This window comes from Aquifex pyrophilus, from assembly GCF_054656935.1.
This window is the reverse complement of the sequence record NZ_BAAHXJ010000003.1, coordinates 210,896-233,079: the sequence shown is the minus strand read 5'-3', so window position 1 is coordinate 233,079 and position 22,184 is coordinate 210,896. Positions and strand designations below refer to the sequence as shown.

Sequence of the window (22,184 nt, the reverse complement as noted above, 5' to 3'; positions counted from 1 at the left end):
AAAGAAAGGGCTACATGCCCAGGTCCGAAGCCTGTTCGTCGGTAAAGGTGTGGCCCTCTTTAACTTGCTCCTGCTCTTCTAATGACTTTGATTGGCATTTATCAAGGAGCTCCTTGAGTCTTACGGGAGCTTCCGTTAAGGGAAGTGCGGAGTCGTAAATCTCTCCCTTTATTCCGCACTCTTTGAATGCCTCATAAAGCATTCTCAGCCCCTTTTCCGCTTCGGGTCCGTTTCTCCTCACGACGAATATCCAGTTGGGGTCAAGCTTTCCTTCCTTCTTCAGGTCCCTTAGAGCATTTGCAACTCCTTCTCCTAAGGTTACGTCTATTCTCGTGTTGTTTGCGGTTCCTCCCGCTATGAGAACCGCTCTTATGCCCGGCTTTGAGAGTATTATCCTCGTTATCTTATACATCTTTTCCGCGGGTGGATTACCGCCTATGTCCGTTAGGTTTGCGGGCTTCAGTCCGAGCTCGTAACAGGTTTCTATAGTAACCGTTGAACCACCTCCTCCGAAGGTCATCATGGCTATATCGCCGTCAAGCTCAACGTATGAACCCGCCTTACCTCTGTGGTCGTCCTTATCTATTTCCGCAGCGGCTATCTCCCTTTCCGTTGGAGGTCTCTTCATAGCGGTTCTGACGCCGTATATCTTTGCGGGAGGTATTGAAGCGTCGTCGTCTATCTTCGTGACCGCGTCAAGGGCCATAACGTCAAGCTTTCCGCCCCTATCAACTATCGCAAGGGGGTTTATCTCAAGGAGTCTTGCCTCCGCTCCCCAGAAGGCTTCCCACATCTTTGCTATAACTTCGGAGAGCTTCCTCAGGACCGACATATACTCGTGGGGGAATCCGAGCTCAAGGAGGTAGTTACGAACCATATGGGGATAGAGTCCCTTCAAGGGATTTATGGGCCACGTCTTTACTTTTTCGGGGGGAACTTCCTCTATGTCCATTCCGCCCTCAAGGCTTAAGGTAAGAACGGGTGCCCTGTAGTCGGTTGAGTACATAATGGAAGCGTAAAGCTCCTTAACGATATTTGCCTTTTCAACGACGAGAACGCCTACGGGCATCTCCCCGTAAACGGGCATCCTGAGGAGCGTTTCTATCTCTTCCAGAGCCTCTTCGGGGGAGGAGCATACCCTTACGGCTCCTGCCTTTCCTCTCTTTCCGACGAGAACCTGAGACTTTACGACGCACTCACCAAGCTGGTTTACAAACTCAACAACGTCGTCCGTTATGTGCTCAACGAACATATACTTAGGGGTCGGAATCCCGTACTTCTTAAAAATCTTATCGTAAGCCTCGTACTCGTATAGGTCCATCCTCTTTCCTCCTTAAAGGATTATTTTAAAACAGTATTTTAATAGGTTTTATCGTTAAAATTTAAGTGAGTATGGGACTCGTTGAGGACCTTTATGCGGAGATACTTGAGAACACCTACATATCCGGAAGGCTGTACAAACTCGTCTTAAGGGTCCCGGACAAGATAATAGACAGGATACAGCCGGGGCATTTTGCTATGGTAAAGCCCTCCGATACCTACGACCCTATGGGAAGGAGAGCCCTCGCGGTGGCGGACATAGAGGAACACAGACTCATTTTTTATTACGAAGTTTTCGGAAGGGGAACTGCACTCCTCAGCAGGAGAAAGGTCGGGGAAAAAATAAAGGTTTTGCTTCCCCTTGGGAAGAGACTCTTTAATTACGAGGGGGATAAACACCTTCTCGTGGGAGGCGGTGTAGGACTTGCGGGCTTAACGCTCCTCGCAAAGAAGTTAAGGGATATGGGAAAGAAAGTTTTCATAGCATACGGAGGGAGGAGCAGGGAATACCTCGGCATGGTTGAGTGGCTTGAAAAGGAAGGATTTCCTTACGAGCTTTTTACGGACGACGGAAGCCTCGGAAGGAAGGGATACGTGACGGAGATTTTAAAGGAGTTTCCGAAGGACTGGGTCGTTCAGGCATGCGGACCAAAGCCCATGCTAAAAACTATAAAGCGTATGGGAACGGGTCATAAAGTTTACTTTTCCCTTGAAGAAAGAATGGCCTGTGGCTGGGGCGTATGTCTCGGTTGCGTTGTAAAAACCGCAGGCGGAATGTTCAAGAGGGTCTGCGTAGAGGGACCCGTCATGCCCATGGAGGAGGTAGTTATTTGAGTTTAAAGAGCTTTGTAATTCCCGCAATTGACCTTATGAAAGGCAAAGCTGTAAGGCTTTATAAGGGAGATTTCTCAAAGGTTAAGGTTTACTCGGAAAATCCTCCCGAGCTCGCAAGAAGGTTTGAAGAACTCGGATTTAAGAAGCTTCACATTGTTGACCTTGAAGGTGCGAAAGAGGGAAAGCCAAAAAACCTGACAACCATAAGGGAAATCCGTAAAGTCTTTTCCGGTGAAATTGAAGTGGGGGGAGGCATAAGGGATTACGAAACAGCAAAAACGCTTTTTGAAGAGGGAATTAACTACGTCGTTATAGGAACTCTCGCGTATAAAAATCCGAAGGAATTTGAGAAAATTCTCGGGGATTTTCCCAACAGAGTTATACTTGCCATAGACTCAAAAGGCGGAAAGGTGGCTATAGGAGGATGGAAGGAGGAGGTTGCTCTAAGTCCCGAGAAGTTTGCGAAAAGGTATGAGGAATACCCCCTCTGGGGCTATCTATACACGGTTATAGAGAGGGACGGAAGCCTTGAAGGTGTGGATGTAAAGCCCTACGAGGAGATTAAAAAGGTTTTAAAAAAGTCCCTCCTCGCATCGGGAGGGGTTTCCTCGGTTGAGGATATAAAAAAACTTTACGGCATTGTTGAGGGCGTGGTTGTAGGAAAGGCGATATACGAGGGAAGGATAAGGCCGGAGGAGCTATGAAAGAGTGGCAGGCAGCACTTCTGGGAGTTGTTGAGGGACTTACGGAATTCTTACCCGTCTCATCAACGGGGCACCTCATACTCACGGCCCACATACTCGGAATAAAACACACCGAGTTTGTCAAAAGCTTTGAGATAGCTATACAATTAGGCTCAATTCTTGCGGTTGTATTTCTCTATTTTGAAAGATTTTTGAAAGACGCTGAAACCTGGAAAAGGATTGTTGTCGCCTTTATACCTACAGGTGCTGTCGGCTTTCTGCTATACAAGCTCATAAAGGGATACCTCATAGGTAATGATAAGGTAGTCGTTTTCACCTTGATTCTGGGAGGAGTTATTCTCATTCTCCTTGACAGGTATTACGACGCAAAGGAACACATAGACGATATAAGGGAACTCCCCCTTTCAAAGGCTTTTATGATAGGAGTTTTTCAGAGTTTTGCGGTAATTCCGGGAGTTTCCCGTTCGGGTGCAACTATATCTGGGGGTTTAATAGCAGGACTTACGAGAGAGAAAGCCGCGGAGTTTTCCTTTTTGCTCGCAGTTCCGACGATGCTCATGGCAACAGCCTACGACCTCATAAAGAGCGGCGGAAATTTTGAAAAGGGAGAGTGGGGAGTTTTGGGGATAGGTTTTATAACCTCCTTTATAACCGCTTTAATTGTTGTTAAACTCTTTCTTTCTTACCTTAAGAAGCACGGACTCTGGATTTTCGGCGTTTACAGAATATTCGTGGGAATCCTTTACGCAGCCTTTTTCCTCTTTTGAAGAATTCTGTTTATCAGATAAAGGAGGTAAACGCTCGTTCCAGCAACCCCTACCATTCCCACTATAAAGAGGTAGGACCTGAACTTCTCTGGAAGTGCAAGCTCTCCCCTTGCTATCCTGAGGGCATTTGCAAGCTCAAGGTAGCTGTAATTAACCCCGTAAAGGTAGTCCTTTATCTGAAGTTCCGGAGATAAAACGACTATTAAGTTGGGATGGATAAACTCCTCTCCTGCGGTCATAAACCTGAAGTCTATTGCATCAAGAAGTTTAAAGAGGTCTTCCGTCGTCTTTGCCTTCACAACCTTCCAGCCCCTTCCGTCAATATTGTATTTCTCCCTGTATCTCCTTATGTCTTCAAGGGTATCCTTAGGGTCAAAGGTGAGTGTGAGAACCCAGAAGTCCTTTCCCGGCTCTCCTACCTTCGGAATAACCTTGAGCAAGTTCTTCGTTATAAGGGGACAGGCGGCTTTACACCTCGTATATATGGGGCTTATTATTATGGGCTTTCCCTTCAGGTCCTTAAGCTGAAACTTATTCCCAAAGGAGTCAACTAATCTGATATCACCGGGAACGTATGTGTCTATTGTTTTTGATTCGTTCGGGGGAATGCCGGTACTACCCGTTTGGGCAAATAAAAGGGTTATAAAAAAGAAAAGAAGGGAAAGAATCACTTTTTGGCAACCTCCTTCTCAGCTTTGGAAATTTCTTTCTTCTCCTTCTTTTCAGCTCCCTGAAGCTGTTTCAGGGGCATCGGGAACTTCTCGTTGTATGCGGGAGAGTTGAAGAATATACCCCTTACTGATGCATCGTATAGAGGCGGTATGTAGGACAGAACCGCGAGTATTATCGCTGCAACGGTCCAGGTCTTGAGGTTATTGAGAACTGGAATGTTTTCATCGTGGTAAGCGTCCGCTATGGGGAACTCAAGGGTGCTTTCCCTGACCTTAGGTGCCAGGAGTGTTCCTATCAGGGATATGAAGAAGAGGATAAATCCTATTCCGAGGAGAACTCCTCCTACAACCGAGAGCTGAGCGTATCCTACCCATTCAGGCCTGTAGAGTGGAGAATCGGGGTTTAGGTATGTGAGTCCCGCGTTCGTCCTTCTGGGGAATCCCTCAAGTATTCCGCCCACCATCATAGCGTATGAGAACATGAACATTCCCTGCATCCAGAAGTAAGGTGCGAGAACCGCAAGTCCCTTAAACTTAACGTCCGTTCCCCTCAGCTTGGATACCATGTATAGGGCAAGTGCGAAGAATACGAGGAGAACGAGTCCTCCAACGGTTGTGTGGAAGTGTCCGGGGACGTATGCGGTATTGTGAACCGCAAGGTTTACGTTGTAAGAAGCGTTAACAATTCCAGTAATTCCGCCTATGAAGAACAGAACGAGTCCTGCAAAGAAGTAGGAGAACATCCACTTATTACCCTCAAGCCTCATGTAGGGGAGGAAGGTCCACCAGTAGAACTTGGAGTTCTTAAGCTCGGGGTGTTCCGCCTTCACGCTGTATTCAAGGGATGCAGCAACCGTGAAAGCGGTAATCATACTGGGGAGAGCAACACCGAAGGTGAAAAGTGCATGTATAAGCTTCCAGGTGTTCGTTATACCGGGGTCGGTGAACTGGTGGTGGAGTCCAACGGGAAGTGAGAATATCAGGAAGAGTATGAATGCGAGCCTTGCAGCAGCATCGGAGTAGAGCTTTCCTTTTTCAGAAACTATCTTGGGAAGAATCGTGTAGAGTGCAACGTATGCGGGAAGTAGCCAGAAGTAAACTACGGGGTGTCCGAAGAACCAGAAAAGCGTTCTTGCAAGCAAGGGGTTAATCTCATCAACCCATCCCAGAGAAAGGGGAAGAAGCTGGAACAGAATCTCAACAGCTACGGGGATAATCATTATGGTCCAGAGTATGAAGTTTACGAAGGTTCCGAAAACCGCAAGGGGGAGTTTCTGGTCTGGATTTTCCCTCTTCCACTCTATTGCGGAGGGAATCCAGTCAAAGAAGAATGGCACCAGTGAACCGAGAACCAGCAGAACCGCACCCAGGTAGAAGGTCCAGTGAGCTATCAGGGGAGGATAGAAGGTGTATAGAACCGTAGCCCTTCCCGTGAACATCGCCCAAGCGGCCATAAGAGTTCCCACAACCATCATTCCGAGGGCTATCCATTGAACCTTTTCCCTGAGGGGTTTCTTGAGCGTGTACATAACTATTGCGTTTGAGAATCCGACTATGAATATCGTCGTGAATACGATTACGTTTATAACGCCGTGGAGCGTCAATCCTTGGTAGTAGTCAATTCCGAGGAAGCTTTCCGCCTTTATAATTCCAGCCCTGTAGAGAACCTGCATTACGCCGTGGTAAATTCCGAACGTAAGGAGTAAAATAGGAAAGACTATTTCAGTCAGGATTATAAACCTCAGTGCTCCGCTCACCTGCATTTTTTCACCTCCTTTTTTTATTCAACGATTATTTTTCCTTGCATAGCGTGGTGACCTACACCGCAAAACTCGTGGCAAACAACGTGGTATTCACCGGGCTTCTCAAACTTAACCCTCATGTAACCAACGGTTCCGGGAATAGCCATAACGTTAAAGTTCGTATTGTTGATGTGAACTCCGTGAACAACGTCCTTTGAGGTTACGAAGATGTCAACGGTTGAGCCTGCAGGTATCTTTATCTCGGTAGCCCCCTTGTTGAAGTCAAAAAACCACATCCTTGCGAGTATGTGTAGCTCGTATCTTTTGTCTCCGTGTTTTATTAGCTTCCCTTCTTGGAAAGGTTCTACATCCGTTACGCACGTGGGAACGTCAATCTTTAAGCCCTTAGCCGCGTAAACTATCAGGCTGAAGAACGTAAGAAGCATTATTAATGCTAAGGTAAGTCCGGTTTTTTCAGCTTTGTCCATCTCTCCTACCCCCTTTCAAGTAATACCGCATAAGCTAAAAACCATATGAGTGCGTAAAAAGCTATCATGAAAAGGAAAAAGTAAATTGACCCCGTCGGGAAAAAGTCAGTGTGTTTTTCCTGCATCTTCCTCACCTCCACAAGTTTTTAACCACACTAATAAATTTTCAACCTGAAAAATTTTATTGTCAAGTAGTGCTTACTCACTCACACCAATAAAATGCTTGATTTTCAAGTAGAAAGCATGCTTTATGTTATAAATCAAATTACAATAAAATTAATAAAATGATAAAAAAATCATAAATTTGGTTTAAGAAAAAAAAATTAAAGAGGAGAAAGAGAGAAAACTACCTGAGTATCTCTTCTTTGTCGTATCTGTAAGGATGCCAGTCGGGCTCTACCTTGGGAGGATGGTCTCCGTGGCCGTGTGCCCTTGCGGGAACACCTACCTTCCACTCAAGAGAGGGAGATTTCCAGGGGTTTTCGGGAGCCTTTTCACCGCTCATGAGTCCTTTGATTATTCCATATGCGAAGATTACCACTCCGACACCGAGTATAAGAGCACCTATCGTTTGGAGAACGTGAAGAGTTGTCCATTCGGGTATGGGAGGATAGTCAGGATACCTTCTGGGATTACCGAGCATACCAACAACCATTTGGAGGAAGTAGAAGATGTTAGCACCTATGAATATAAGCCAGAAGCTGAGTCTTCCTATGTTTTCGGGATAGAGCTTTCCTGTAGCGAGGGGGAACCAGTGTATTACAGCTCCGAGAATTCCGAGAGTTATAGCCATTCCGAGAACGTAGTGGAAGTGTCCCACTACGAAGAGAGAGTCGGATACTCCGAGGTCAATCGCAACCATACCGAGGGGAATTCCCGTAAGACCACCTATGAGGAACATGAATATACCACCGAGTGCGTAGAGCATTTGAGACCTGAAGTGTATAGCACCCCTGTAGAGGGTAAACATCCAGTTGAATATCTTTATTCCCGTGGGAACAGCTATAAGGAGCGTCGTGTAGGAGAAGAGAACTCTTACCCAGTTGGGAACTCCGGAAACGAACATGTGGTGTATCCACAGGAAGAAGCTAACAGCGGTAATTCCCCATATTGCAAAAACCATTGTGTGGTATCCGAATATGGGTCTTCTTGCAAATACGGGAACTATCTCGGAGTAGAAACCGAATACAGGCAGAACCTGAACGTAAACAACGGGGTGGGAGTAGAACCAGAATATGTTTTGGTAGATGAGAGGGTCTCCACCCTTTGCGGGATTGAAGAAGTTCGTTCCGAGATACTTGTCAAGGAAGAGCATCGTAACAGCGCCAGCAAGGGAGGGAACTCCTACGAGCTGTATTACGTTTGCGGCTATAAGGGTATGAACGAAGAGGTTTGTCTTGAAGAACGTAACACCGGGAGCCCTCATCGTGATGTAAGTAACGAGGAAGTTAACCGCCGTAGCTATAGATGATGCTCCGAGGAGATGTATTACGAATACGTAAAGAGCTGTTATTCCAGCGTCGTTGTTAAGTGAGAAGGGAGGATATCCGGTCCACATCGTCATTATGTGGTTTCCGGGTATGAGGGTCATAAGGAATAATACGTTTGCTGCGAAGAATGCCCACCAGCTGAGTGCGTTCAATCTGGGAAATGCAACGTCCTTTGCCCCTATCATCAGGGGAAGAAGGAAGTTACCGAATCCACCTATGTGAGCTGCTATAGCCCACCAGAACAGCATTCCTACACCGTGCCCGGTGAGTAAGTAGTTATAAGTCTTGAAGTCAACAACCTGCATTCCGGGCACGGACTGCTCAAACCTTACGAGGAGTCCGAAGACTCCCGCTATTAGGAATACGAGGAAGCTGGTAACAAAGTATAGAATTCCAATCTTCTTGTGGTCCGTTGTAAAGAGCCACTCCCTTAAAGTCCCAAGGAAGTATGGCTTCTCTACGTGAATAGCTTCCCTCATTGCACTACCTCCTTAGTTTTCAGATTTTATAGCAACAGCGTTATTTTTACCATAGAGCCAAGCTGTAAATTGGTCGGGAGGAACAACCTTAAGTATGCTGAACATGTGAGAGTGTCCCGTTCCGCAGTACTCCCTGCAGAATACCCAGTACTCCCCAGGCTCGTTAATCTGGAACCAGAGGTATGTCGTTCTTCCGGGGACTGCGTCCTCGGTTATCCTCGCAGGTAAAACGAAGAAGGAGTGTATAACGTCCATAGAGGTTAGGAGAACCCTAATAGGCTTTCCTGCGGGTATTACAGGCTTTTCAAACTCCTGGAGTTTGTAGTCGTTTGCGTGATATCCAGTAACAACAGTTTTTATGACCTTTCCGTTTTCATCAAGGTAATCAAACTGCCATCCCCACATGAATGCGGTTACCTTTATCGTCATAGCGTTATCGGGAACAGTCCTAATCTTCCTGAATATCGTGAAGGAGTAAGTTGCGAGGAATATAACCGTAAGTAGGGGGATTATCGTAAGGAGTGCTTCAAGTCCCGCGTGGCTTTCAAAGTCGTGGTCTCCCACTTCCCTTTCTCCGGGCTTGTAGCGATACTTGTAGATGAAATACAGCCCCGGGACAGCTACAACCAAGTAAATGATTACGGCAACTATTAACCAGACGGTGACCGCCTCGGACCACCACTTATAAGGCAGTGCGATGGTATCCATGACGCCTTCCATAGCTTACACCTCCTTTGACCTAAGTTTATTGAGTAAGATAGCTGAAGATACCACCAAGAAAAGAGCGGAAAAACCTATTCCTCCAAAGAGAAGTGTTGGATTTACAACATACCTACTCCTTGAGGGGTCGTATGTGAAGCAGACGAGCAAGGCAAGGTCAACCACAGAGTTAAGGGATATCTTGTTCTGGGTGCTTTCGGCGAGGGCTATTCTTATGTCCATCTCTGAGGGCTTAACGCCGTAAAGATACCTCGTTATCCTTCCTTCCGGTGAGAGGAATATGTAAACGTTAGGATGGACGAATGTTTTATCCCTCTCTACAAAGAAAAACCTGAATCCTACCGAATCTGTTAGCTTCCTTATCTCTTCCTTTTTTATGAGACCGAAAACCCACTGCTTCGTAAAGGGACCGTGAATCTCCTTGAACTTTTTGAGGGTCTCAAGGTTATCCTTCTCGTCAAAGGATAAATTTAAAACGATAAAATCCCTATCTTTTAACCCCGTTTCCTTTATTAGCTTGTTGAGGTTATCAACCCTTACGGGACACGTCCCACCGCAGGTGTAGTAAGAGAGGAGAAGTATCGTAGGCTTTCCCTTAATCAGGCTGTATAGATTTGTGTTTTTACCGTTTTCAAGTATTACGTTTACGTCGGGAACGAAGTTTCCTAAATACTTTTTCTCGTCAATTTTCAGTATTTCAGGGTTAAACATATCGTTATCGTCAAAGGCCTTATTTGAAGGCCCCATCACACCGCTTCCAAAAACAAAAGTAAGTAAGAAGAGCAAGGAAAAAAGCAGCCTCATCTTATATACCCATAGTTCCTATTACGTATACCGAACCTGCTACGAGAAGCCACATGAAGTCAACGAAGTGCCAGTACGCGGACGTTGCCCTCAGAACGGTAGGCCTTTGCTGGGAAAGTTTTCCGGTCGCGAGTAGCCACATGCTGTAAAGATGCATGAGAAGTCCGAGAAGAACGTGTGAGGTGTGGAGTCCCGTTAATGCGTAAAAGCCCGTTCCATACATGTTGGAACTGAGGGTGAATCCTTCATGCCAGAGGTGCATCCACTCATTAACGTGGAGCACTACGAACAGTGCGCCAAGGACAAAGGTCATAAACACCCACTTGAGGGCTTTTCCATTATCCCCTTCGTTTTCAAGTATCTCCTCCGCTCTCCATATCGTATAACTTGATGCCCACAGGATTAAGGTTAGCAGTCCCGCCATGGGAAGGCTTATTCCTTCGGGGACCCAGTTAGCCCATTCGTGTGCGTGGCCTACTCTTGCGGTGTAATAGGCTGCGAACATCGTTCCGAATATGACCGCTTCGGTGATGATGAAGAAGTATGTTCCCATTGCACCAAGTCCGTATTCGGGGTCCTTGGAGAAGTGTTCGTTAGCCCATCCCGCGGCACCGAACAGAATAAAGAGGAGAGCAAGTCCTCCCGTTACGAGTCCTACCATCTGGTTCTGCCACGCAAAGTAAGCGGTAAGAGAAATAGGAGTAAGTAGCATACCTATACCTATCACAAAGGGCCATACGCTTACTTCCTCGTGGTGGTGGTGAGTTCCTTCAACATTCGCCATTCTTTCACCTCCTTACCTTTTATAAGCCTTCTAAATATTTTGAGAACTCCTATTTTCAGTGGTTATAAGTAGAGCTAATAAAAGTATTAATAAATGTTAATAATAAGCAGGCTTTATACTTCCTTCACAACTTATAATAGTATGTTTGTAGGTTAGTATTAACAAATGGAGGTTGGAAATATGGCAAAGCATGTTGTAGTAATAGGAGGAGGAATAGGAGGTATAGCAACCGCTTACAACCTCAGGCACCTAATGCCCGAGCTGAAAATTACCCTCATCTCGGACAGGCCCTACTTCGGATTTACCCCTTCATTCCCTCACCTCGCGATGGGATGGAGGAGGTTTGAAGATATCTCAATACCCCTCGCACCCCTTCTTCCAAAGTTCAACATTGAGTTCATTAACGAGAAAGCCGAAAGCATAGACCCTGACAGGAACGAGGTTACAACCCAATCGGGGAAAAAGATTGAGTACGACTATCTCGTTATAGCAACCGGGCCTAAGCTCGTTTTCGGTGCCGAAGGACAAGAAGAGAACTCAACCTCCATCTGTACCGCGGAACACGCTCTTGAAACCCAAAAGAAACTCCAAGAACTTTACGCAAATCCTGGACCCGTTGTAATAGGTGCTATTCCCGGTGTGAGCTGTTTCGGTCCAGCTTACGAGTTTGCTTTAATGCTTCACTACGAGCTGAAGAAGAGGGGAATAAGGTATAAAGTTCCCATAACCTTCATAACATCCGAACCCTACATAGGACACTTCGGTGTTGGCGGAATTGGACCTTCAAAGAGGTTTGTGGAGGACCTCTTCGCGGAAAGGAATATTGATTGGATTGCGAACGTTGCGGTTAAGGCAATAGAACCCAATAAGGTTATATACGAGGACCTGAACGGAAATACCCACGAGGTTCCCGCAAGCTTTACGATGTTCATGCCCAGATTCCAGGGACCAGAGGTTGTAGCCTCCGCAGGGGACAAAGTGGCAAACCCGGCAAACAAGATGGTTATAGTAAACAGGTGCTTCCAGAACCCCACCTATAAGAACATATTCGGTGTCGGAGTTGTAACCGCGATACCTCCCATAGAAAAGACTCCCATACCCACGGGAGGACCGAAAACGGGAATGATGATTGAACAGATGGCTATGGCCGTGGCCCACAACATAGTTAACGACATAAGAAACAACCCTGACAGGTTCGCACCGAGACTTTCCGCGATATGTATAGCTGACTTCGGAGAGGATGCGGGATTCTTCTTTGCGGACCCCGTAATACCTCCGAGGGAAAGGGTGATAGCGAAGAAAGGAAAGTGGGCTCACTGGTTAAAGAGCGCCTTTGAGAAATACTTCCTCTGGAAGGTAAGGAACGGAAACATAGCTCCTTCCTTTGAAGAAAAGGCCCTTGAGATATTCCTTAAGGTTCACCCCATAGAGCTGTGTAAGGATTGCGAAGGGGCACCCGGAAGCAGGTGCTAAGCCCCTTCCCTTTCTATTACTTTTTCTTATAACTTAGGTAAGTTAGTAAATATTTAATTTCCACAATTTTTCATTAATATTATTCCTATGGTAAAGACGAGGGATAAGATACTAAAGGTTGGGGCGGAAATAATAGCTCAGGAAGGTTTGAGAAAATTTACCGCAAAGAATCTTGCCCAGAGGATAGGAATAAGCGATGCCGCTATCTTTAAACACTTCTCATCAATGGACGAGATAGCGGAGGAGATAATAAGGCGTTACACAAACGAGTGCATACTCAGAACGAAAGAAGCTGTAAGCCTTGGAAAGACGCCTACCGAGAAGGTTGAGAGAATACTTGAGGGGCATATGGAGCTTCTTGAGAAAACGAGGGGAATAATTCCGGTTATATGCTTTGAGTTCTCGCGAAGCGACAAAAGAAGCATAAAGAGGAGGATTCAGCTCTTCCTTGAGGAGTATGCAAACATTCTCAAAGAAGTTATAAAGGAAGGAATGGAAAAGGGAGAGTTCAGGGAAGATATAGACCTTGATGAGGTTGCCTTTTCTTTAATAGGCTTTATGCAGGCGAAAGCCTTCCAGTGGTTTCTAAAGGGAAGAAAGGGGAAGATAATAAAGGACCCGGAAACCGTTAAAAAGATAATCCTTAACGGCTTAAGAAAGTGTTAACCTCCGACTTTAAACATCTCTACTTTTTTACTCTTTCTTAACTCATTCCTGAGCTCCGAGTATCTGTCTTCTCTGTTTTTCCATATATCCCTTAAAAGCTCTTCGGGATTTTCCGAATTCCTTATATCGTATCCCTCTTCAGCAAAAAGACAGGTGTAAACCTTCCCGTCCGCGGAAAGCCTAATTCTGTCACAGCCCTTGCAGAAGGGCTTCGTCACGGAAGCTATTATCCCGAACTCTCCCCCATCGTCGTAAACAAATCTTAAAGCAGTCTCGTTCGGTTTTCTAGGAAGAGGTCTGAAACTGAAGTATTTAGCAATGTCCCTTAGTATTTCATTCGCTGTATACACCTTATCGTAATCCCACCCGTTTAGGGTTCCTACATCCATATACTCAATAAACCTTATCGTTATCTTTCTCTCCTTAAAGTATGAAGCAAGGGGGATTACCTGGTCCTCGTTTACCCCCCTTATTATTACGCTATTCACCTTAACCTTAAAACCGAGTGTTTTTGCCTCTTCCACAGCTTCAAGAACCTCTTTGAGGTTTACGTTTCTGTTTGTTATTCTTCTGTTTACTTCTTGGTCAAGGGCGTGAACACTTACCGTTATCCTTTTGAGCCCGGCTTCTTTCAGTCCCCTTAATTTCTTCCCGAGAAAAACTCCGTTTGTTGTTAGGGCTATATCCTCTATTCCTTCTACATTTTTAATTCTTTTTATTATTTCTACGATATCCTTCCTTAAGAGTGGTTCTCCGCCCGTGAGTCTTACCTTCCTGACGCCGAGTTTTGAAAATATCTTTACCGTTTTTTCTATCTCCTCCGGTGTCATCAGGTTATCGGTAAAGTTATAGGTCCTGTCTGGGGGCATGCAAAAACTGCACCTGAGATTGCACCTGTCGGTAAGGGATATTCGCAAAACCCTTAAGGGTCTTCCGAGTTTATCCAGTAGCATCTTTCTTCTCTCCTAAAACCCATTCTCCCTTACCATCTTTGAATATCTCCTTTTTCCATATGGGAACGCGCTTCTTTGTTTCGTCAACCGCATACCTGCAGGCCTTAAAGGTCTCTTCCCTGTGTCCCCCAACAGCAAGAACCAGGAAGGAAGGTTCTCCGACCTTTACGAGCCCCAATCTGTGGTGAATAAAAACTTCCTTTACGCCGAACTTTTCTATCGTCTCTTTTCTTATCTTTTCCATCTCCTTTATTGCCATCTCGGGGTATGCTTCATACTCAAGGGCTTCTATATCCCCGTCTTCGGGAGCACTTCTCGGGATACCCAGGAATAAAACCTGAGCACCGCAGTCGGGAGGAACTTGATACTCAGAAAGGATTTTCTCAGCCCCGAACCACTCGTAGCCTACATAGACTTTAGGTATCATGTTTCCCTCCATATGACAAACTTGTCATATTTAAATTTAGTTAAAAAGCTCCTAAAGTAAAGCCCTCTTTAATGCTTGAGTAAGCTCCCTCTTTATCTCGGGTGTTTTATACTTTAGAAACTTCCTCTCTTTAAAGATGAATACCCTCTCAACGCTTCCCGTTATCATCGCAAGGGCTATCTCTGGATAGGTCTTGAGCTTTCCTTTGGCTTTCAAGTTGTTCAAGAACTTAAGAATGAGCTCTCCGGGGAGGTTCGTAACCTTAGGTGAATCCTTTAGAAGATGGTAAAGGTTGAGAAACCTGAAGGATTCGGGCTTTGAGAATGCGTAATCTATCAGACTGTTAATTATATTCTCAAGGATTTCCTCCTCTTTATCCGAAGAAGAAAGGGCTTCGGAAATAATCTCCCTCATTTCCTTCGTTATACTCGTCAGAAGTTCCTGTATTATCTCATCCTTACTCGTAAAGTGTCTGTAAATGGCTCCCTCCGTAATACCTACATCTTTAGCTATATCTTTTATCGTAGTTTCCCTAAAACCCTTTTTGGAAAAAAGCTTTAAAGCAGATTCAAGTATTTTCTCCTTGGTATCCGACCTCTTCTCTCCCATATAAGCAAATATATACTTATACCTCTTGTTTTTCTAAAACTTTGATAATTGAGCTTTCACACGGTTAATTAGGAACAGAATACGAGAAGGGGATACTGGAACGGAGGTATTCCCCCTAACTTTCAACTCCACACGGTTAATTAGGAACCCCCGCACCCTTTTGTAAAGATTATAGAGCTCTATGAATAATTTACGGAATTTCCAAACTCAAGAAACTCCACATAATTTTCGGAAATTCGGAGTGCGGGAAAAGGCTCAAAAATTTAGCCTCATTTTCTTCGCTTTACTCAAGGTGTAAATAAACCTATCATCAAAACATCAATGCACCTTTATATCCCGATGCACACTCTCTATTCCTTTGCCAAGGAGCCTTAAAGGGCTTTTTAGCCTCGTTCTTAAATAAATTATACTACTTAATTATGAAAAAGGTAGGTTTCGTTTACGATGATATTTACTTAAAACATGACTGGCCCGACCATCCCGAGAATAAGAACAGATTTATCTCAATACTTGAACATATTGATAAATCGGGAATAAGGAAGGAACTTGTTGAAATAAGGCCGAGAAGAGCGACAATTGATGAAGTAGCACTTAACCACGACAGGAACTACATACAGGAGATACACGATTTTTGCAAATCGGGTGGGGGCTACTTGGACCCGGATACTTACGCAACGCCTGAGAGCTACGACGTCGCCCTTTATGCGGTAGGCGGTGTTCTTGAGGGAATAGACAGAATTCTGAGCGGTGAGGTTGATAGGGTTTTCTGTGCGGTGAGGCCTCCGGGACATCATGCGGAATACGCAAAGGCCATGGGCTTCTGCATATTTAACAACGTTGCCATAGGAGCTCATTACCTCAGGAAGGTCAAGGGCTTAAACAGGGTGTTCATAATAGATTTTGACGCTCACCACGGGAACGGAACCCAGAAGAGCTTTTATGAAGACGACACAGTTTTTTACTTCTCAACCCACGAGTATCCCTTTTATCCCGGAACGGGCAGTGCGGACGAGAGGGGAGCGGGTAAGGGATACGGCTACACGGTAAACGTCCCGATGGATGCGGGAGCGGGGGATGAAGAGTATAAACCCGTTTACGGAAAACTTCTTCCAGAGTTAATTGAAAGGTTCAAGCCCGATTTTGTCCTCGTATCCGCGGGCTACGACCTACACAGGGACGACCCTCTCACATACCTGAATGTATCAAACGAAGGGGTTAGATTTATCGTAAGAAGCATACTTGACGCTTCCGAAAGGGTGAAGGCGCCGGTTCTGTTTGCCCTTGAGGGCGGGTATAACTTGAGGGCTCTCGGGGAGTGTGTGTTAATAACCCTTGAGGAGATGTTGAAGGATGGCGAGGTTTAAATACAGGGAAGGGAAGGTAAAGGTTGAACACCATCTCCTTGAGGGTCTGGAGGATTACCTTAGGGAAATTGAGAAGTGGGAGTGTGTTGAGAGCATAATTCCCGGAAGGATAATAAGACAGAACAGGGGAAGGGGCTCAAAGGGGCTTTTCCTGAAATACAGAACGATAACGGGGTATAAGCTCCTTTACAAAACGGGAACCTCCGTTCAGGAGGTATTCGTGGTTTGTAAGGATTACGAAGAATTTGAAAAGAGGTTTAAAGAAACCTTCGGATAACTACTCAAGGGCTTTCGTTATCTCTTCAGGCTTAAATACTCCTTTCTCCGTTATTATCGCGGTTATAAGTTCCGAAGGCGTCACATCAAAGGCAAGGTGGTAGGCGTCGGAACCTTCGGGCGCTATGGGACACTCACCGCAGGTTTTTACCTCTTGGGGCGAACGCTCTTCTATGATAATTTCATCACCGCTCTTTATATTGGGGTCAATCGTGGAGGTAGGAGCAGCAACGTAAAAGGGTATGTTGTGCTCCTTGCATAGAACGGCGAGGGTGTAAGTTCCTATCTTGTTTGCAACGTCTCCCTTTACGGTTATTCGGTCCGCACCGACTATTACGAGGTCAACAAGCCCCTTCTTCATGAGAAATCCCGCAGTGCTGTCCGTTATTATCTTGTGGGGTATGCCCTCTTTGAGAAGCTCCCAGGCGGTAAGTCTTGAGCCTTGAAGGTAAGGCCTCGTCTCATCAACCCAGACGAAAACATTCTTACCGCTGTAGTGGGCACTCCTTATAACACCGAGAGCTGTTCCCCATCTGGCGGTTGCGAGGGCACCCGTGTTGCAGTGGGTAAGTATCTTCGCACCTTCCGGTATTAGCTCGTTCCCGTGTTCCCCCATCTTCCTATTTGCCTCGTAGTCCTCCCTCTCTATAAGCTTTGCCTCTTCTTCAATGTCCTTTCCCTCATTGAGGGCCTTTAACATCCTGTCAAGCGCCCAGAAGAGGTTATAGGCTGTTGGTCTTGTGTTTTTCAGGGTTTCGTAAACAAGCTTGGGATTCTCCTTCTGTATCTTCACTCCGAGAACGAAGCCGTAGGCTGCGGTGCAACCAATTGCGGGAGCACCCCTTACCGCCATATCCTTTATAGCACTCGCAACATCTTCGTAAGTTTTGAGCTCCAGCCACTCCTCCTTATGGGGTAGCTTTCTCTGGTCAAGGAGAAGGAGCCTGTCCCCCTTCCATATAAAGGGCTTTACCTCCATACCTTTACCTCTCAAGAACGTGTTTCTCGGGAACTACCGTGTAAAAAGTCCCCTCAAAAACCTTCTCGCTGTTTACAAATCCCTCAACCTTTACGGTCTTCTTCTTTCCCTTATTCTCAATAACTCTTGCCTCGCAAAGAAGCTCATCTCCGAGCTTTACGGGTTTAAGAAACTTAACATCAGCACCAGCGAGGACAACGTTCGGGTGGTTTACCGCAAGCATTGCAGCGTAATCCCCACAGGAGAATATGAAACCCCCGTGAATGAGACCCTTCTCATCGCAAACCATGTTTTCTGAGGTTCTCAATAAAACCTTTGCGTATCCTTTTCCCAGCTCCACGGGTTCTCCGCTTAAGCTTCGGTCTATCTTCAGGTGTGTTTTCGCTTCCATAGTTTTAGATTTTAAGGGCTTGCTTATCTCTTAGGGACTTTATGTAGCTCTCTGAGAGCTCAACCATTACCGCTTCCTCGTCGCAGTTGGGAAACTTTACGCAGTTTATACACTCGCCCCATACCTTGTGGGGAAGAACGGACTTGTCTATCTCCCTGAAACCGAACTTCTTTATAAAGAACTCCTTAACGTAGGTTAGGGAAAACACCTTGCTTACACCGAGCTCCCATGCTTCCTCAAGGGCTTTCTTTACAAGGAGGTATCCTATCCCCTCGCCTTTGTGTTCTTCCTTAACCGCGAGGCTTCTTATCTCCGCGAGGTCCTCCCACATTACGTGAAGGGCAACGCATCCTATAACTTCACCTTCCCTCTCGTAAACCCAGAAATCCCTTATGTTTTCGTATATGGAGTTTAAGCTTCTCGGAAGTAAAACCCCCCTCTTTGCGTAATCGGTGAGGAGGTTGTATATGGCTTTAGCGTCCCTTACCGTCGCTTTCCTTATCATAGTAGGTTTAATTTACTCCCAGAAGTCTGAGAATGTCGTTTAAAAGGACGAAAGCCATGAGGGTGAGTATTATTGCAAGTCCCGCTTTCTGCCAGTATTCCTTGAATTTTTCGGGAAGGGGTCTTCCCCTTATCCATTCAAGGGCAAAGAGAACGATAAGTCCCCCGTCAAGTATGGGGAGAGGAAGTAGGTTGAATATGGCAAGCTGAAGGGAGATAAAGGCCATCATTGAGAGGAAGGGGATTAAACCGCTCTGGGCCGCCTGACCTGCAAACTGGGCTATAGCTATGGGTCCCCCAAGGGTTTTGAAGGAAACGCTTCCCGTTATCAATCCCCATATGGTTTTAAAGGTTAAGACTGTGAGCTCGTAAGTTCTTGAGATAGCAAGGGAGATAGCTTCACCTATTGAATGCTTCTCAAGAACAAATTCCGTTTTCGGCTGGATGCCTATGAAGGGTGTTTTCGTCCTAGGGTCAATTGCGGGAACGATAACCTTTTCAATAATCTCGTTTCCCCTTTTTATGGTGAGCTTAAGGGGCTTGCCTTTGCTCTTTCTCACCTTCTCAACGAGCTCATACCAGGTTCTTATCTCCTCTCCGTTTACTTTGAGAATTACGTCTCCGGGCTTTAGCCCTATCTGGTGTGCGGGTGTTCCTTCCTTTACACTTCCTACCACAGGGGGTATGTAGGGGGCTATGCCAAGTCTTCCTTCACCTGTTGTAACATCAGGAACGGGAACCTTAAGCTCTATAAATTTTCCGTTCCTCTCAACGATTAGCGTTGTTTCCTTTACCCCTTTTACCGAAAGGTTTATAAGTGCATCTCTCAGGTCCTCCCAGCTTTTTATCTCGTATCCGTCAACCTTAACTATCCTGTCCCCGGGTTTTATTCCTGCTTTTTGAGCTACAGAGTCCTTCTCAACATATCCCACGACAACTGGCTCTTTCAGATATTTGGGAACTTCCACACCCGCGGTGAATATTAGGGTGAAGGCGAAAAGGGTGAATATAACGTTAAAAAGAGGTCCTCCGAAGGCTATGAGTATCTTCTGCCAGGGCTTTTTTGAGGAAAAGGCGTAAGGGTCATTAACGTTTTCTTCTTCCCCGTAGAGCTTTACAAAGCCTCCGAGGGGAACAGCCGCTATCTGGTAAACGGTTTCGCCCCATCTCTTCCTCACTATGGGGGGGCCGAAGCCTATTGAGAATATCTCAACCCTTACCTTAAAGAGCTTTGCCATTAAGAAGTGTCCAAACTCGTGAACCCATACGAGGACACCTATTAATACTAAAAAGGCTATTAACGTCATCACTTCTCTCCTATAACAACAACTATAACCTTTCTCTCACGGGGACCGTCAAAGTCCCCGAGAAATACCGACTCCCACGTTCCAAGGGCAAGCTCTCCGTTTATCACGGGAATAACCCTTGAGTTTCCTATGACCGCACTCCTTATGTGGGCTGCGGAGTTCCCTTCCATATGGGCGTATGAGGGGTCGTTCCAAGGGATTAACTTCTCAAGGGAGTAAACGATATCCTTCACAACGTCAGGGTCCGCCCCCTCGTTGACGAACACACAGGCGGTCGTGTGGGGCGTGTAAACTACGCATAACCCCTCTTTCACCCCCGACCTCTTCACAACTTCCGAAACCTGGTGGGTTATATTAACTATGCTCGTGTGTTTTGTCGTTCTAATCCTTAGAACTTCGTGCATGCCTTAAATTATAATATCCTTAGTCCGAGCTATGGATAAATGGGAAGGAATCATAAAGCATTACAGAAAGTACCTGCCCGTTGACGAAAAAACACCTATAGTAACCCTATACGAGGGAAACACACCCCTGATAGAGGCCGACAACCTCGCAAAAGCTATAGGCTTCAAGGGAAAGATATACCTAAAGTATGAAGGTCTTAATCCTACGGGCTCTTTTAAGGACAGGGGAATGACTCTCGCAATATCAAAAGCGGTTGAAGAGGGAAAGAAGGCGGTTATATGTGCGTCAACGGGAAACACTTCGGCATCAGCGGCGGCATACGCGGCAAGGGCCGGTCTGAAAGCCTACGTCCTCCTTCCGAAGGGTGCAGTTGCTATAGGGAAGCTCTCCCAAGCTATGATTTACGGGGCTAAGGTTCTCGCCATCCAGGGAACCTTTGACGATGCCCTTTATATAGTAAGGAAGATAGGTGAGTTATTCCCTGTTGAGATTGTGAACTCGGTAAATCCTTACAGGATAGAGGGGCAGAAAACCGCGGCCTTTGAGATATGCGACGTTCTGGGGGACGCACCCGATTACCACTTCATACCCGTGGGCAACGCGGGGAACATAACCGCATACTGGAAGGGCTTTAAGACTTACTACGAGGAGGGAAAGATTACGAAGCTCCCCAGAATGATGGGATGGCAGGCTGAGGGAGCAGCACCTATAGTTAAGGGATACCCCATAAAGAACCCCCAGACGATAGCGACCGCTATAAAGATAGGAAATCCCTACAGCTGGAAGTCCGCACTCAAGGCTGCACAGGAGAGCGGCGGGAAGATTGACGCGGTGAGCGATAGTGAGATTTTATACGCTTACAAGCTTGTCGCATCAACCGAAGGTGTTTTCTGTGAGCCTGCTTCCGCTGCAAGCGTTGCCGGACTCATAAAGCTCGTTAGGGAAGGCTTCTTTAAGGGGGGCGAGGTCGTCACCTGTACCCTTACGGGAAACGGCCTAAAGGACCCCGATACCGCAATAAAGGTTTGCGAAGAGCCCGTATCCGTTCCTCCGAAGCTTGAAAAGGTAATAGAGATATTAGGCTTCTAAGATTTCTATCTCTATATCCCCGAAAGGTCTTTCCTGATAAATCCTTATCTTATTCTCATAATCAAGGTATAAGAGTGCCATAAACTGGGGAACGATATCCCTTTCCCTAAGGAACGTTAAAAAACTCACCCTCGTTCCCACGTCAAGGCTTTTCAGGAGCTCCCATATCTCTTTTAGGACATCCTCAAACTTAGCAACATGAACGGGAACTTCCTCTTCCTTTTTCTCCTTTTTATTTGGGCTTTTTCTCCTTCTCACGACCCTTTTTATTTTCTTCACGTTTTCCTTCAGCTCCTCCTCAACCTCTCCGTATTCCTCCTCAAACATGCCCACTATTTCCTGTAGAGAGTACTTTCTCTTTCTCGGTTTTCTCGGGGGCTTCGGAAAGAGAACCTCTATCTTCTTCTTGAGCAAGAAGGATGCGGCAACTATTGCCCTTGCGGGTATTCTAAGGTCAAGAACTTCCCTCTTTTTTAACTCCTCAAGGTAAAGGTTTGCGAGCTCTACTATATCAACCTCCCAGGGGTCAAGCTTCCCCTCCTCTATCAGGGGAAGAATGAGGGAGAAGGGATGTTCCTCTTCAAAGCGGAAGTATCTCAACTGAGCTTTGCACCCTCTTTAACGTCCCTATCGGGAACTATGAGGGAGAGGTTCTCCCCGTCCGAGGCTGCAAGGAGCATACCTTGAGATTCTATGCCGAATATCTTCCTCGGCTTTAGGTTCGCAACTATTACTATCTTCTTTCCGACAATCTCTTCGGGCTTGTAGAACTTCGCTATTCCCGCAACAATCGTTCTCTCTTCATCGCCCAGGCTTACCCTGAGCTTGAGGAGCTTTTCGGAGCCCTCAACACTCTCAGCTTCCAATACCTTTGCAACCCTCAAATCAACCTGTAGGAAATCCTCTATGCCTATTATTACCTTTTCTTCCATGATAAA

26 protein-coding genes are annotated in these 22,184 nt (G+C 46.0%); 8 read left to right on the top strand and 18 right to left on the bottom strand.

All coding sequences use genetic code 11. From position 1 onward, the window contains the following. Window positions 1–10 precede the first annotated feature (10 nt). Window positions 11–1,321 carry an ATP-grasp domain-containing protein gene (locus tag ACYQZ0_RS01820; protein WP_459774764.1) on the bottom strand — a complete coding sequence of 437 codons (1,311 nt, stop codon included), beginning with the start codon at window positions 1,319–1,321 and terminating at the stop codon, window positions 11–13. 71 nt (window positions 1,322–1,392) lie between these two features. Here ACYQZ0_RS01820 and ACYQZ0_RS01815 point away from each other — a divergent pair, with 71 nt between their 5' ends. The 3 genes from ACYQZ0_RS01815 to uppP are packed head-to-tail and all read left to right on the top strand — an operon-like array spanning window position 1,393 to window position 3,625. After that, window positions 1,393–2,154 carry a dihydroorotate dehydrogenase electron transfer subunit gene (locus tag ACYQZ0_RS01815; protein WP_459774763.1) on the top strand — a complete coding sequence of 254 codons (762 nt, stop codon included), beginning with the start codon at window positions 1,393–1,395 and terminating at the stop codon, window positions 2,152–2,154. Beyond that, a complete protein-coding gene (hisA, locus tag ACYQZ0_RS01810) occupies window positions 2,151–2,858 on the top strand; it encodes a 1-(5-phosphoribosyl)-5-[(5-phosphoribosylamino)methylideneamino]imidazole-4-carboxamide isomerase (RefSeq protein ID WP_459774762.1) in 708 nt (235 codons plus the stop codon). The genes ACYQZ0_RS01815 and hisA overlap by 4 nt, the downstream gene beginning before the upstream one ends. Then, a complete protein-coding gene (gene uppP / locus ACYQZ0_RS01805; protein ID WP_459774761.1) occupies window positions 2,855–3,625 on the top strand; it encodes an undecaprenyl-diphosphatase UppP in 771 nt (256 codons plus the stop codon). The genes hisA and uppP overlap by 4 nt, the downstream gene beginning before the upstream one ends. On the opposite strand, the gene ACYQZ0_RS01800 is transcribed toward uppP, so the two are convergent. The 7 genes from ACYQZ0_RS01800 to ACYQZ0_RS01770 all read right to left on the bottom strand — a co-directional run bounded on the left by ACYQZ0_RS01800 (window position 3,601) and on the right by ACYQZ0_RS01770 (window position 10,803). Continuing rightward, window positions 3,601–4,296 (bottom strand): SCO family protein, encoded by a 696-nt coding sequence (locus ACYQZ0_RS01800; RefSeq protein WP_459774760.1) that lies wholly within the window; start codon window positions 4,294–4,296, stop codon window positions 3,601–3,603. The genes uppP and ACYQZ0_RS01800 overlap by 25 nt on opposite strands. Further along, entirely contained in the window at window positions 4,293–6,059 is a 1,767-nt protein-coding gene (locus ACYQZ0_RS01795; RefSeq protein WP_459774759.1) for a b(o/a)3-type cytochrome-c oxidase subunit 1, read from the bottom strand. Before ACYQZ0_RS01795 ends, ACYQZ0_RS01800 begins: the two co-directional genes overlap by 4 nt. A 17-nt stretch (window positions 6,060–6,076) precedes the next feature. Then, window positions 6,077–6,526 carry a cytochrome c oxidase subunit II gene (locus tag ACYQZ0_RS01790; protein ID WP_459774758.1) on the bottom strand — a complete coding sequence of 150 codons (450 nt, stop codon included), beginning with the start codon at window positions 6,524–6,526 and terminating at the stop codon, window positions 6,077–6,079. A 346-nt stretch (window positions 6,527–6,872) separates the two neighbouring features. Next, on the bottom strand, window positions 6,873–8,495 hold the full coding sequence (locus ACYQZ0_RS01785; protein WP_459774757.1) for a cytochrome c oxidase subunit I: 1,623 nt from the start codon (window positions 8,493–8,495) through the stop codon (window positions 6,873–6,875). A gap of 12 nt (window positions 8,496–8,507) precedes the next feature. Beyond that, window positions 8,508–9,215: a cytochrome c oxidase subunit II gene (coxB, locus tag ACYQZ0_RS01780; RefSeq protein WP_459774756.1), complete on the bottom strand. Its 708-nt coding sequence runs from the start codon at window positions 9,213–9,215 to the stop codon at window positions 8,508–8,510. A 3-nt stretch (window positions 9,216–9,218) separates the two neighbouring features. Next, a complete protein-coding gene (locus tag ACYQZ0_RS01775; protein WP_459774755.1) occupies window positions 9,219–10,019 on the bottom strand; it encodes an SCO family protein in 801 nt (266 codons plus the stop codon). 1 nt (window position 10,020) lies between these two features. After that, the gene (locus tag ACYQZ0_RS01770; RefSeq protein WP_459774754.1) at window positions 10,021–10,803 is read right to left on the bottom strand and encodes a cytochrome c oxidase subunit 3; all 783 of its coding nucleotides are present in this window, start codon (window positions 10,801–10,803) and stop codon (window positions 10,021–10,023) included. A 180-nt stretch (window positions 10,804–10,983) separates the two neighbouring features. On the opposite strand from ACYQZ0_RS01770, the gene ACYQZ0_RS01765 reads away from it, so the two are divergent. Next, window positions 10,984–12,276 (top strand): NAD(P)/FAD-dependent oxidoreductase, encoded by a 1,293-nt coding sequence (locus ACYQZ0_RS01765; protein ID WP_459774753.1) that lies wholly within the window; start codon window positions 10,984–10,986, stop codon window positions 12,274–12,276. 87 nt (window positions 12,277–12,363) lie between these two features. Further along, a complete protein-coding gene (locus ACYQZ0_RS01760) occupies window positions 12,364–12,942 on the top strand; it encodes a TetR/AcrR family transcriptional regulator (protein ID WP_459774752.1) in 579 nt (192 codons plus the stop codon). Here the strand turns inward: ACYQZ0_RS01760 and moaA are convergent. The 3 genes from moaA to ACYQZ0_RS01745 are packed head-to-tail and all read right to left on the bottom strand — an operon-like array spanning window position 12,939 to window position 14,931. Further along, a complete protein-coding gene (moaA, locus tag ACYQZ0_RS01755; protein WP_459774751.1) occupies window positions 12,939–13,895 on the bottom strand; it encodes a GTP 3',8-cyclase MoaA in 957 nt (318 codons plus the stop codon). The two genes, ACYQZ0_RS01760 and moaA, sit on opposite strands and share 4 nt — an antisense overlap. Continuing rightward, window positions 13,882–14,322 (bottom strand): molybdenum cofactor biosynthesis protein MoaE, encoded by a 441-nt coding sequence (locus ACYQZ0_RS01750; RefSeq protein WP_459774750.1) that lies wholly within the window; start codon window positions 14,320–14,322, stop codon window positions 13,882–13,884. The genes moaA and ACYQZ0_RS01750 overlap by 14 nt, the downstream gene beginning before the upstream one ends. Before the next feature lie 51 nt (window positions 14,323–14,373). Further along, window positions 14,374–14,931: a TetR/AcrR family transcriptional regulator gene (locus ACYQZ0_RS01745; protein ID WP_459774749.1), complete on the bottom strand. Its 558-nt coding sequence runs from the start codon at window positions 14,929–14,931 to the stop codon at window positions 14,374–14,376. A gap of 419 nt (window positions 14,932–15,350) precedes the next feature. On the opposite strand from ACYQZ0_RS01745, the gene ACYQZ0_RS01740 reads away from it, so the two are divergent. Both ACYQZ0_RS01740 and ACYQZ0_RS01735 read left to right on the top strand, forming a co-directional pair. Beyond that, on the top strand, window positions 15,351–16,295 hold the full coding sequence (locus ACYQZ0_RS01740; RefSeq protein WP_459774748.1) for a histone deacetylase family protein: 945 nt from the start codon (window positions 15,351–15,353) through the stop codon (window positions 16,293–16,295). Next, a complete protein-coding gene (locus tag ACYQZ0_RS01735) occupies window positions 16,282–16,572 on the top strand; it encodes a DUF2103 domain-containing protein (protein WP_459774747.1) in 291 nt (96 codons plus the stop codon). The genes ACYQZ0_RS01740 and ACYQZ0_RS01735 overlap by 14 nt, the downstream gene beginning before the upstream one ends. Here ACYQZ0_RS01735 and mtnA read toward each other — a convergent pair whose 3' ends face one another. Genes mtnA through ACYQZ0_RS01710 form a run of 5 tightly spaced genes read right to left on the bottom strand, consistent with a single transcriptional unit; the run spans window position 16,573 to window position 20,156 of the window. Further along, entirely contained in the window at window positions 16,573–17,550 is a 978-nt protein-coding gene (gene mtnA / locus ACYQZ0_RS01730) for an S-methyl-5-thioribose-1-phosphate isomerase (protein WP_459774746.1), read from the bottom strand. It lies immediately after the preceding gene. 4 nt (window positions 17,551–17,554) lie between these two features. Next, on the bottom strand, window positions 17,555–17,941 hold the full coding sequence (locus tag ACYQZ0_RS01725) for a hotdog domain-containing protein (protein WP_459774745.1): 387 nt from the start codon (window positions 17,939–17,941) through the stop codon (window positions 17,555–17,557). A gap of 4 nt (window positions 17,942–17,945) precedes the next feature. Further along, window positions 17,946–18,446 (bottom strand): N-acetyltransferase, encoded by a 501-nt coding sequence (locus tag ACYQZ0_RS01720; RefSeq protein ID WP_459774744.1) that lies wholly within the window; start codon window positions 18,444–18,446, stop codon window positions 17,946–17,948. Window positions 18,447–18,453: 7 nt separating this feature from the next. Further along, window positions 18,454–19,752, bottom strand: a complete 1,299-nt coding sequence (gene rseP, locus ACYQZ0_RS01715; protein WP_459774743.1) for an RIP metalloprotease RseP — start codon at window positions 19,750–19,752, stop codon at window positions 18,454–18,456. After that, window positions 19,752–20,156 (bottom strand): secondary thiamine-phosphate synthase enzyme YjbQ, encoded by a 405-nt coding sequence (locus tag ACYQZ0_RS01710; RefSeq protein WP_459774742.1) that lies wholly within the window; start codon window positions 20,154–20,156, stop codon window positions 19,752–19,754. Before ACYQZ0_RS01710 ends, rseP begins: the two co-directional genes overlap by 1 nt. Before the next feature lie 31 nt (window positions 20,157–20,187). Here ACYQZ0_RS01710 and thrC point away from each other — a divergent pair, with 31 nt between their 5' ends. Further along, window positions 20,188–21,246 carry a threonine synthase gene (thrC, locus tag ACYQZ0_RS01705; RefSeq protein WP_459774741.1) on the top strand — a complete coding sequence of 353 codons (1,059 nt, stop codon included), beginning with the start codon at window positions 20,188–20,190 and terminating at the stop codon, window positions 21,244–21,246. Here thrC and ACYQZ0_RS01700 read toward each other — a convergent pair. Further along, complete coding sequence (locus ACYQZ0_RS01700) at window positions 21,235–21,846, bottom strand: segregation/condensation protein A (protein ID WP_459774740.1); 612 nt, start codon at window positions 21,844–21,846, stop codon at window positions 21,235–21,237. The genes thrC and ACYQZ0_RS01700 overlap by 12 nt on opposite strands. After that, entirely contained in the window at window positions 21,843–22,178 is a 336-nt protein-coding gene (gene metG, locus ACYQZ0_RS01695) for a methionine--tRNA ligase subunit beta (protein WP_459774739.1), read from the bottom strand. The genes ACYQZ0_RS01700 and metG overlap by 4 nt, the downstream gene beginning before the upstream one ends. Window positions 22,179–22,184 lie beyond the last annotated feature (6 nt).